This window comes from Streptomyces sp. NPDC058955 (genome assembly GCF_042741435.1).
Lineage (GTDB): Bacteria > Actinomycetota > Actinomycetes > Streptomycetales > Streptomycetaceae > Streptomyces.
Genome location: NZ_JBHYKM010000003.1, coordinates 40,247 through 50,513, shown reverse-complemented (window position 1 = coordinate 50,513; position 10,267 = coordinate 40,247). Strand labels below are relative to the sequence as shown.

At 73.2% G+C, this 10,267-nt stretch carries 9 protein-coding genes and 1 pseudogene (1 of these 10 only partly in view); 7 read left to right on the top strand and 3 right to left on the bottom strand.

Going from position 1 to position 10,267, the window contains the following annotated elements; all coding sequences use genetic code 11:
* Positions 1-183: 183 nt before the first annotated feature.
* From ACFW1I_RS02185 to ACFW1I_RS02170, 4 genes are all read left to right on the top strand, one after another.
* The gene (locus tag ACFW1I_RS02185) at positions 184-1,029 is read left to right on the top strand and encodes a GNAT family N-acetyltransferase (protein ID WP_384665251.1); all 846 of its coding nucleotides are present in this window, start codon (positions 184-186) and stop codon (positions 1,027-1,029) included.
* A 28-nt stretch (positions 1,030-1,057) separates the two neighbouring features.
* A complete protein-coding gene (locus ACFW1I_RS02180) occupies positions 1,058-1,603 on the top strand; it encodes a GNAT family N-acetyltransferase (protein ID WP_384665249.1) in 546 nt (181 codons plus the stop codon).
* Positions 1,604-1,674: 71 nt separating this feature from the next.
* The gene (locus tag ACFW1I_RS02175) at positions 1,675-3,375 is read left to right on the top strand and encodes a proline--tRNA ligase (protein WP_384665247.1); all 1,701 of its coding nucleotides are present in this window, start codon (positions 1,675-1,677) and stop codon (positions 3,373-3,375) included.
* 599 nt (positions 3,376-3,974) lie between these two features.
* The gene (locus ACFW1I_RS02170; RefSeq protein ID WP_384665245.1) at positions 3,975-5,426 is read left to right on the top strand and encodes a hypothetical protein; all 1,452 of its coding nucleotides are present in this window, start codon (positions 3,975-3,977) and stop codon (positions 5,424-5,426) included.
* A gap of 28 nt (positions 5,427-5,454) precedes the next feature.
* On the opposite strand, the gene ACFW1I_RS02165 is transcribed toward ACFW1I_RS02170, so the two are convergent.
* Positions 5,455-5,853, bottom strand: coding sequence for a VOC family protein (locus ACFW1I_RS02165; RefSeq protein ID WP_384665243.1), 399 nt, complete (start codon positions 5,851-5,853; stop codon positions 5,455-5,457).
* 82 nt (positions 5,854-5,935) lie between these two features.
* Positions 5,936-6,829 carry a neutral zinc metallopeptidase gene (locus ACFW1I_RS02160; protein WP_384665242.1) on the bottom strand — a complete coding sequence of 298 codons (894 nt, stop codon included), beginning with the start codon at positions 6,827-6,829 and terminating at the stop codon, positions 5,936-5,938.
* A gap of 276 nt (positions 6,830-7,105) precedes the next feature.
* Between ACFW1I_RS02160 and abc-f the strand changes: the two genes are divergently transcribed.
* The 3 genes from abc-f (at position 7,106) to ACFW1I_RS02145 (ending at position 10,180) form a co-directional block, all read left to right on the top strand.
* Positions 7,106-8,704, top strand: coding sequence for a ribosomal protection-like ABC-F family protein (gene abc-f, locus ACFW1I_RS02155; protein WP_384665240.1), 1,599 nt, complete (start codon positions 7,106-7,108; stop codon positions 8,702-8,704).
* Between the two features lie 321 nt (positions 8,705-9,025).
* Entirely contained in the window at positions 9,026-9,247 is a 222-nt protein-coding gene (locus ACFW1I_RS02150; protein WP_006123601.1) for a helix-turn-helix domain-containing protein, read from the top strand.
* Positions 9,248-9,379: 132 nt separating this feature from the next.
* Complete coding sequence (locus tag ACFW1I_RS02145) at positions 9,380-10,180, top strand: enoyl-CoA hydratase/isomerase family protein (protein ID WP_384665238.1); 801 nt, start codon at positions 9,380-9,382, stop codon at positions 10,178-10,180.
* Positions 10,181-10,238: 58 nt separating this feature from the next.
* Here the strand turns inward: ACFW1I_RS02145 and ACFW1I_RS02140 are convergent.
* Positions 10,239-10,267, bottom strand: a pseudogene (locus ACFW1I_RS02140) (hypothetical protein) (it continues 730 nt past the right edge of the window).

Genomic DNA, 10,267 nt, shown 5'->3' with positions numbered 1-10,267 from the left:
GGGGCAGCGACTGTTGTCAATAACACACCGGCCCTCACCCCCGCGCGCCCCCCTTCGGCACACTCCCCGCCCCCCCCCGCCGCCCGTCGGGGGGGCGGGGTTTCGTCATGCGTGGGGAGCCTCGCCGCAGAGCCTGGGGGTACAGTGCGGGGACCAGCAGAACCCGCACGGTGAGGCCCCCTCGTGTTGACACAGACCACCACCCGGGTCCTCGAACCCGCCGACCTCGGAGCCGCCCTCGCCGTCCTGGAGAGCGCCCCGGTCGAGAACGCCTTCGTGACCGCCCGCGTCCGGATCGCCGGACTCGACCCCTGGCGCCTGGGCGGCGAGATGTGGGGCTGGTACACCGAGGGCCGGCTCACCTCGCTCTGCTACTCCGGCGCCAACCTGGTCCCCATCTGCGCCACCCCCGAGGCCGTCCGCGCCTTCGCCGACCGGGCCCGCCGGATCGGCCGCCGCTGTTCCTCGATCGTCGGCCCCGCCGGACCCACCGCCGAACTCTGGCGCCTCCTCGAACCCTCCTGGGGCCCCGCCCGCGACGTCCGCGCCCACCAGCCCCTGATGGTCGCCGAGGAACCCTCCGCCACCGTCGCCCCCGACCCCCTCGTCCGCCGCGTCCGCAAGGACGAGATGGAGGTGATCATGCCCGCCTGCGTCGCCATGTTCACCGAGGAGGTCGGCGTCTCCCCGCTCGCCGGCGACGGCGGACTGCTCTACCAGGCCCGGGTCGCCGAGCTCGTCGCCGCCGGCCGCTCCTTCGCCCGCATCGAGGACGGCAAGGTCCTCTTCAAGGCCGAGATCGGCGCCGCCACCCGCCAGGCCTGCCAGATCCAGGGCGTCTGGGTCGCCCCCGAGCACCGGGGGAAGGGCCTCTCCGAGACCGGCATGGCCGCCGTCCTCCAGTACGCCCTCGCCGACGTCGCCCCCGTCGTCAGCCTGTACGTCAACGACTACAACACCCCCGCCCGCGCCGCGTACCGCCGTGTCGGCTTCCGCGAGACCGGCGCCTTCATGAGCGTCCTGTTCTGAACCGCCGGGCACTTGTAGGGTGCGCCGCATGGACGACGCCCCCACCGTCATCGGACCCGTCAACCTCGCCGCCCGGGTGGACGAGGCCCTCGCCGTGCAGGCGGTCGCCTTCGGCCTCGACGCCGCCGAGGTCGCGGTACGCCGCCACATCGTGCTGCGCCACCTGATGAACCCCGGCGCCCGCGCCTTCGGCGCCACCACCCCCGACGGGCGGCTCGTCGGCTTCGTGTACGGGATGCCCAACGACCGCACCCACTGGTGGTCGACCGTGGTGGAGCCGTACCTCCGCGCCACCGGCACCGCCGACTGGCTCGACGCCTCCTTCGTCATCACCGAGCTCCACGTCCACCCCGCCTTCCAGGGCCGGGGCCTCGGCCGCGGGCTGATCACCGCCATCACCGACACCGCCGACGAGAAGCGCTCCATCCTCTCCGCGATCGACACCGACTCCCCGGCCCGCGGCCTCTACCACTCCCTCGGCTACACCGACCTCGCCCGCCAGGTGCACTTCCCGAGCGCCGCCCGCCCCTACGCCGTCATGGGCGCGCCGCTGCCCCTCCCGCGCCGGAACTGATTTCTCGCGGACGGTACGGCCCGGCTAACCTCGGGGCCATCACCTTCAGTCCCGGCAGGAGTACGAGAACCATGGCCAACGCACCGGTCCAGCGCATGTCCCAGTTGATGGCGAAGACGCTGCGCGACGACCCGGCGGACGCCGAGGTCCTCTCCCACAAGCTCCTCGTCCGGGCCGGCTACGTCCGCCGCACCGCCGCCGGCATCTGGAGCTGGCTGCCGCTGGGCAAGAAGGTCCTCGCCAACGTCGAGCGCATCGTCCGCGAGGAGATGGACGCCGTCGGCGCCCAGGAGGTCTCCCTCCCCGCGCTGCTGCCCCGCGAGCCGTACGAGGCCACCGGCCGCTGGGACGAGTACGGCGCCGAGCTCTTCCGCCTCCAGGACCGCAAGGGCGGCGACTACCTCCTCGGCCCGACCCACGAGGAGATCTTCACCCTCCTGGTGAAGGACCAGTGCTCGTCCTACAAGGACCTGCCCGTCATCCTGTACCAGATCCAGACCAAGTTCCGGGACGAGGCCCGCCCCCGCGCCGGCATCCTGCGCGGCCGCGAGTTCCTCATGAAGGACTCGTACTCCTTCGACACCGAGGACGAGGGCCTGAGCCGGTCCTACGGCGTGCACCGCCAGGCGTACCAGCGGATCTTCGAGCGCCTCGGCCTCGACTACCGCATCTGCGCCGCCACCGCCGGCGCCATGGGCGGCTCCAAGTCCGAGGAGTTCCTCGCCCCGGCCGAGGCCGGCGAGGACACCTTCGCCGACTGCCCGAACTGCGACTTCGCGGCGAACACGGAGGCGGTCTACCAGGAGGTCAAGGCCGTCGACGGCTCCGCCGTCCCCGCGGCCGAGGAGATCCCCACCCCGGACACCCCCACCATCGAGACCCTCGCCGCCTCCCTCGGCGTGCCGGCCTCCGCCACCCTCAAGAACCTCCTGGTCAAGGTCGACGGCGAGATCGTCGCGGTCGGCGTCCCCGGCGACCGCGAGGTCGACATGGACAAGGTCGAGACGCACTTCGCCCCCGCCGTCGTCGAGCTGGTCACCGAGGCCGACTTCGCCGTCCGCCCCGACCTGGTGCGCGGCTACGTCGGCCCGCAGGGCCTGGAGAAGGTCACCTACATCGCCGACCCGCGCGTGGCCCCCGGCACCTCCTGGATCACCGGCGCCAACAAGGACGGCATGCACGCGAAGAACGTCGTCGCGGGCCGTGACTTCGAGGTGTCCGAGTACGTCGACGTCGTCGTCGTCCAGGACGGCGACCCGTGCCCCAAGTGCGGCACCGGCCTCACGCTGGACCGCGCGATCGAGATCGGCCACATCTTCCAGCTCGGCCGCAAGTACGCGGACGCGCTGAAGCTCGACGTCCTCGGCCAGAACGGCAAGCCGGTCCGCGTGACCATGGGCTCGTACGGCATCGGCGTCTCGCGCGCCGTCGCCGCGCTCGCCGAGCAGACCGCCGACGACAAGGGGCTGTGCTGGCCGGCCGAGGTCGCGCCCGCCGACGTCCACGTCGTCGCCGCCGGCAAGGCGCTCCAGACCGAGCTGGCCCTGGAGGTCTCCGACAAGCTCGCCGCCGCGGGCCTGCGGGTCCTGGTCGACGACCGCGCGGGCGTCTCCCCGGGCGTCAAGTTCACCGACTCGGAGCTGATCGGCGTCCCGAAGATCCTCGTCGCCGGCCGCCGCGCGGCGGAGGGCGTCCTGGAGCTCAAGGACCGCCGCACCGGCGAGCGCGAGGAACTCACGGTGGAACAGGCCCTCCAGACCCTCACCTCCTGACCCCCGGGCGTCGCGCGCCCTGCCGCGCCGTTGTGGGCAGCAGTTCCGCTGGGGCGGCGCCCGGCTGGGGGCGTTGCGGGTGGCCGCGCCGTTTCGTTGTGGGCAATCGTTCCGCTGGGGCGATGGGGGTCCCCCCTGCTCGAGCGAAGCCGAGAGCTTGGGGGAGGGTGGGCACAACGGAACGGCACCCTCAGCGGTGCCTCCGCGCCCCGAGCCTGGCCCCGCACCGCATGTGCGCCGTACCCGGGGTGCGGGTTCAGGCGCAGGAGCCTAGGCCCGGCGGACGGGCGCCGTTCCGTGTGCCCACCCGTTCCGCCCTGCGGAACGCCTGCCCACACGGAGGACCAGCCAGCGGCGCCGCCCAGAAGCCCGGGCCCGGCGCGCAGCCGGGTGTGAGGGTGGGCACCGCCCTGCGGAACGCCTGCCCACACGGAGGTGCGGCGAACGGGCCCCGCCCGGAAGCCCGGCCCCGGCGCGTAGCCGGACGGGCGCCCGTGCGGGGGCGGAGTGGGAGGTGGGGGTGACCGGCTGGTGGGGTGGGGTCACGGCGTGGTGGATTCCGATTGGGCTTTCGGGCCGTCAGCGGGAAGACTGCCCCCGTGACGTCTCGAAAGCCCGATGAACCATTGGCGCGCAACTCCAGACTCCGACTCGTCCGTCCGCGGTCGCTGGCCACCGCCCGACGGGCCGCGACGACGCGGCGCACCCGGCCTGCCCCGAGGCCGCCCGAGGGCACCCCGCCCCGCGCGGAGCTGGCCCGTCAGGCGCGGCTGGTCCTCGCCGACGCCGTACGGATCGCCCGCTGGGCCGCCGCGCCGCGCGGCCCGCAGGCAGGCCCCCGTACGGTCGCCGACGCCGCCTCCGCTTCCGGTCCGCTCGACGGTCCGGCCGCCGCCGAACGGGCCGCCGCCGACCTCGACCTGACACCGGATCGGGTGCGGGCCGGCTGGGACCGGGCCCGGCTCGCCGGTCTCGTCGAGCTGCACGGCGCCACCGTCCGCCCCGGCTGGCGGCTCCAGGCGTGGGACCGGGACGACTCCGCGGTGCTCCGCGGCTGGGTCGCGCTCCTCGACGCCTGGTCGCTGGTCCACCCCTCCCCGGAGGGCGTCGCGCCGGGCGCGGTCGCCGAGGTCGTGGAGGCCGTGCCGCAGGTCCTGTCGCTGCTCCAGCTCTCCCAGGGCCCCGTCCCGGTGCCGGCCCTGCTCGACCTGCTGGGCCAGCGCGTGGACGAGCTCCGCGAGGAGCGCTGCGAGGTCCCCGGCGACGGCGTTCCCGGGCAGACCGCGCAGACCGCGCAGACCGCCCCCGCCGAACGCCTGCCCGCGCTCCTCGACTGGGCCCTGGAGGGCCTCGCGGAGGTCGGCGCGCTCACCCTGGACCCGGCGGCCGGCCCGGAGGGACGTCACGCGACCCTGACCCCGCTCGGCAACTGGGCGGTCTGGGTCAAGCTGGAGCAGATCTGCGTCGCCGCCCAGAGCCCCGCGGGCAACATCGAGCAGTCCGCGGCCGACATGCTCCGCGGCTGCGCCCGGCTCACCCCGGGCCCGGCCCGCGACGAGTACCGCGCCTGGCTGGCGGCCCGCACCCTGTCCAGCGCGGTCGCCGAACTGCTGGCCGCCGCCCGCGGCGAGGACGCCCTGCTGCGCGGGCTCGCCTTCGAGGCGCTGCGGGTCGTCGGCGCCCCCGCCGAGGCGGAGGTCCGCGCCGCGGTCGCCGAGCCCTCGCTGCGCCCCTACGCGCTGCTGTGGCTCGCCGAGTACGACGGCACCGACCCCGACGACGCCCCCGAGGTCCTCACCCGCGAGGAGGCGACCTGGCTCTGGGTGGACACCGCGGCCGCCGTCGCCGACCACGGCGAGAGCGAGCTGCTGGTGCGGCACCTGGACTCGGCCGTGCAGGGCACGGTGCCGGCGCTGCTCGACGAGATCAGGGCCGTCGGCCATCCGCGGACCGTGCAGGTGCTGGTGGCGCTGGCCGCCGCCCACCCGGACCCGGCCCTGGCGAAGGCGGTCCGCCGGGCCGCCTTCCAGGTCCACACCGGGGGCGCCTGACGAGGGGCCGGGGGCCGCGCGGCAGGGGTCAGTCGCTGCCGGGGGTGTAGGTGCCGAAGCCCCACACGTTGCCCTCGGCGTCCTTCGCGATGTAGTCCCGCGAGCCGTACTCCTGGTCGGTGGGCGGCATCACGATCTCCACGCCGTGCTCCACGGCCCGGGCGTGGTGCTCGTCCACGTCCTGGACGTGGACGTAGATCCCCACCGGTCCGCCCGCGCCCATCGCCTTGTCGAAGACGCTGTCGGTGCCGGCGCTGCCGAGCATCACCGTGCCGTTCCCGTAGCTCAGCTCGGCGTGCGCGACCAGGCCGTCCTCGCCCTCGTACACCGCCGTCGCGGTGAAGCCGAACGCCTCCGTGAGCAGCGTGATCGCCGCCTTGGCGTCCCGGTACTTCAGTGCCGGACAGATGTCGGGTGCCTCGGACATCCCGCTCACTCCCTCTCGGTCGGCCGGATGTGACCTGGGACACAGTCTCGCAGGCGGCGCCGGCGATCGGCGGCACCGACCGTCAGCGGAAGGTGTTGCACCGGGCCATGTCGCCGGTCCGGTAGCCCGTGGAGAACCACTGCCGGCGCTGTTCGGCCGAGCCGTGCGTCCAGCTCTCCGGGGTGACCCGCCCCTGGAAGCGCTCCTGGATCCGGTCGTCGCCCACGGCCGCCGCCGCGTCCAGCCCGTCCCGGATGTCGGTCTCGTCGAGGCGGGTGATCAGCGGCCGGCCGGTGGACTCGTCCGGGGTGCTCGTGGCGTGCCGGGCCCACACGCCCGCGTAGCAGTCCGCCTGGAGCTCGACCCGGACGGCGTTGGAGTCCGCCCCGGTCCGCCCGTCCTGGGCCCGGCCGAGCGTCCCCATCAGGTTCTGCACGTGGTGCCCGTACTCGTGGGCCACCACGTACGCCTGGGCGAAGGGGCCGCCGCCGGCGCCGAACTTGGTCCGCAGCTCGTCGAAGAAGCCCAGGTCCAGGTAGACCTTCCGGTCGCCCGGGCAGTAGAAGGGGCCGACCGCGGAGCTCGCCGCGCCGCAGGCGGTGTTCACCCGCTGGGTGAAGAGCACGGTGGCGGCCTCGGCGTAGGTGCCGCCCCGGCGCGCGTACTCCCCGCGCCAGTAGTCCTGGAGGCTGTTGACGACGGCCACGGTCCGGCAGTCCTGGCGGCTGTTGGCGTCCGCGCCGGTGCGGCAGGAGCGGTTCACCTCGGCCGCGGAGGAGACGCCGGCGGCGGGCTGCTCCTCGCCGCCGGAGGAGAGCCCCAGCTGGTCGGGGCCGACCCCGAAGAGGACGCCGAGGACGAGCGCGATGAGGCCGATGACGCCGCCGCCGACGGTCGCCTTCCCGCCCGGGATGCGGCTGCCGCGGACATCCTTCACCTCGGAGGTGTCCAGACGGGCGTCGTCGTCGAACTGCACGGTCCACCTCCGCGTCACCGCGGCGGCCCGACCGCCGCCCTCCGCCGAGTATCGGCCGATCTTCCGGGCGTCGCCCCTTTTGTTCCCCCTGGTGAGCAATGAGAGAAAGGTCCCGATCGCTCCCCGGTCGCCCGTGTGGCCGAAAACCAGTTGCATGCGCCCGATAGAATGGCCGCATGGACATTCTCCCCTGGGACATCCTCCCCTGGGTGCACTAGCGGAGTCGCAGCCCGTCACCAGCCGTCGTCCACCGCTTTCCCCCTCTGGAGTCTGTCCGTGATCACCGCTTCCGGCATCGAGCTGCGCGCCGGCGCCCGCATCCTCATCGAGAACGCCTCGTTCCGCGTCGCCAAGGGCGACCGCATCGGCCTCGTCGGCCGCAACGGCGCCGGCAAGACCACCCTCACCAAGTGCCTGGCCGGCGAGGGCCAGCCCGCCGCCGGCACCATCGCCCGCTCCGGCGAGGTCGGCTACCTCCCGCAGGACCCGCGCACCGGCGACCTCGACGTCCTCGCCCGCGACCGCGTCCTGTCCGCCCGCGGCCTCGACGTCCTCATCCGCAAGATGCGGCAGAACGAGGAGCGGATCGCGAACGGCTCCGGCGCCACCCGCGAGAAGGCCCTCAAGCAGTACGAGCGCCAGGAGACCGAGTTCCTCACCAAGGGCGGGTACGCCGCCGAGGCCGAGGCGTCCACCATCGCCGCCGCCCTCGGCCTGCCCGACCGGGTCCTCGGCCAGCCGCTGCACACCCTCTCCGGCGGTCAGCGCCGCCGGATCGAGCTGGCCCGGATCCTCTTCTCGGACGCGGACACGCTGCTCCTCGACGAGCCGACGAACCACCTCGACGCCGACTCCATCACCTGGCTGCGCGACTACCTGAAGACGTACCGTGGCGGCTTCATCGTGATCTCCCACGACGTCGACCTGGTCGAGACCGTCGTCAACAAGGTCTTCTACCTGGACGCCAACCGCTCCACCATCGACGTCTACAACATGGGCTGGAAGCTCTACCAGCAGCAGCGCGAGGCCGACGAGAAGCGCCGCAAGCGCGAGCGCCAGAACGCCGAGAAGAAGGCCGCCGCGCTCAACTCGCAGGCCGACAAGATGCGCGCCAAGGCCACCAAGACGGTCGCCGCGCAGAACATGGCCAAGCGCGCCGAGCGCCTGCTCTCCGGCCTGGAGGCGGTCCGCGTCTCCGACAAGGTCGCCAAGCTGCGCTTCCCGGAGCCCGCGCCCTGCGGCAAGACCCCGCTCACGGCGGAGGGCCTGTCCAAGTCGTACGGCTCGCTGGAGATCTTCACCGACGTCGACCTGGCCATCGACAAGGGCTCCCGGGTCGTCATCCTCGGCCTCAACGGCGCCGGCAAGACGACCCTGCTCCGCCTCCTCGGCGGGGTGGAGAAGCCCGACACCGGCCAGGTCACCCCCGGCCACGGCCTCAAGCTCGGCTACTACGCCCAGGAGCACGAGACCCTGGACCCGGAGCGCACGGTCCTGGAGAACATGCGCTCCGCCGCCCCGGACCTCGATCTGGTCGAGGTCCGCAAGACGCTCGGCACCTTCCTGTTCTCCGGCGACGACGTCGACAAGCCGGCCGGGGTGCTCTCCGGCGGCGAGAAGACCCGGCTGGCGCTGGCCACCCTGGTCGTCTCCTCGGCCAACGTGCTGCTGCTCGACGAGCCCACCAACAACCTCGACCCCGCCAGCCGCGAGGAGATCCTCGGCGCGCTGCGCACCTACAAGGGCGCGGTCGTCCTGGTCACCCACGACGAGGGCGCCGTCGAGGCGCTCGACCCGGAGCGGATCATCCTGCTCCCGGACGGCGTCGAGGACCTGTGGGGACCGGACTACGCGGACCTGGTCGCCCTGGCCTGAGCCCGGACTGGATCATTCGGCTCATCGCCGGATCCGTCATCTGAGTGAGAAGGTCTCGTACCCCCGGCGCGGACCTCTGCCGAATCCTTCCGGCAGGGTCCGCGCCGCACGTGTGTTCGTACGACGGCGCTGACCTGCCGGTCCCTTGATCCACTCGTTCGATGGTCGGGTTCCGGCCGCGCGGAATGACTGCTTCCGATCGTGAGGGCGCCGTACTCGTCCGCAAACCCGGCAGGACGGACCTCGTCGAATGGGTGGCCAGGAGGACGGGGAGGGGTGATCATGAGAAGTCCAGAGCGCACTTCCCATGAGGAGGCACGGGTGGCCGAGACTCTGAAGAAGGGCAGCCGGGTGACCGGCGCCGCGCGCGACAAGCTCGCGGCAGACCTGAAGAAGAAGTACGACTCCGGTGCGAGCATCCGGGCGCTGGCCGAGGAAACCGGCCGCTCCTACGGATTCGTCCACCGGATGCTCAGTGAATCCGGAGTCACGCTGCGTGGTCGCGGCGGAGCGACACGGGGCAAGAAGGCAGCCTCGGCCTGACGCCGGGGGCGGCTCGACCGGTCCACCGGGATCCTCCCGGTGGGCACCCGGTCGGTCTTGCGACCGGCCCGGTGGTTACTGTGCAGTCACTTAGCATCGGATGCAGTGCTGCACCGGAACCGGAGGCGCCCCATGACCACGCCCGACGACTCCCAGCTCGTCTTCGACAAGGACGGTGTACGGCTCACCGTCGAGGACGCCGTTGCCACGGTGACCCTGACCAATCCGGCGAAGCGCAACGCCCAGTCTCCCGCTCTGTGGCGGGCGTTGACGGAAGCCGGCCGGTCTCTTCCGGGCAGCGTGCGGATCGTCGTCCTGCGCGGTGAGGGCCAGTCCTTCTCCGCCGGACTCGACCGACAGGCGTTCACGCCCGAGGGCTTCGACGGAGAGCCGTCCTTCCTCGACCTCGCACGGGGTTCCGACGCGGACCTCGACGCGGTCATCGCCGAGTACCAGGAGGCGTTCACCTGGTGGCGCCGCAGCGACCTCGTGTCGATCGCGGCCGTCCAGGGGCACGCCATCGGTGCGGGCTTCCAGCTCGCCCTCGCCTGCGACCTGCGGGTCGTCACCGAGGACGTGCAGTTCGCGATGCGCGAGACCAGCCTGGGTCTCGTCCCGGACCTCACCGGGACGCACCCGCTCGTCTCCCTCGTGGGCTATGCCCGCGCGCTGGAGATCTGCGCCACCGGCCGCTTCGTCCACGCGGACGAGGCCGAGCGCATCGGCCTGGCCAACATCGCCGTGCCCGCCGCCGAACTCGACGCCGCGGTACGGGACCTGAGCGCCGCCCTGCTCGCCGCGCCGCGCGACGCGGTCGTCGAGACCAAGGCGCTGCTCCAGGGTGTCGCCGGCCGCTCGTACGAGGACCAGCGGGTCGCCGAGCGTGCCGCCCAGGCCCGCCGTCTGCGCGACCTCGCCGGCCTCGGCGACTGACGCCCGCCCCGGGCCGGCCCGCGCCGGCCCGGGACCCCGGCGCGTCAGCGCAGCTCCGTCACCACCACCGTGACCGCGGCGCCCTCC

Coding starts and splice junctions, on each gene's coding strand:
- ACFW1I_RS02165 (WP_384665243.1), bottom strand. CDS start 5,853: ATGTCCGAGGCACCCGACATCTGTCCGGCACTGAAGTACCGGGACGCC.
- ACFW1I_RS02145 (WP_384665238.1), top strand. CDS start 9,380: ATGACCACGCCCGACGACTCCCAGCTCGTCTTCGACAAGGACGGTGTA.
- ACFW1I_RS02180 (WP_384665249.1), top strand. CDS start 1,058: ATGGACGACGCCCCCACCGTCATCGGACCCGTCAACCTCGCCGCCCGG.
- ACFW1I_RS02175 (WP_384665247.1), top strand. CDS start 1,675: ATGGCCAACGCACCGGTCCAGCGCATGTCCCAGTTGATGGCGAAGACG.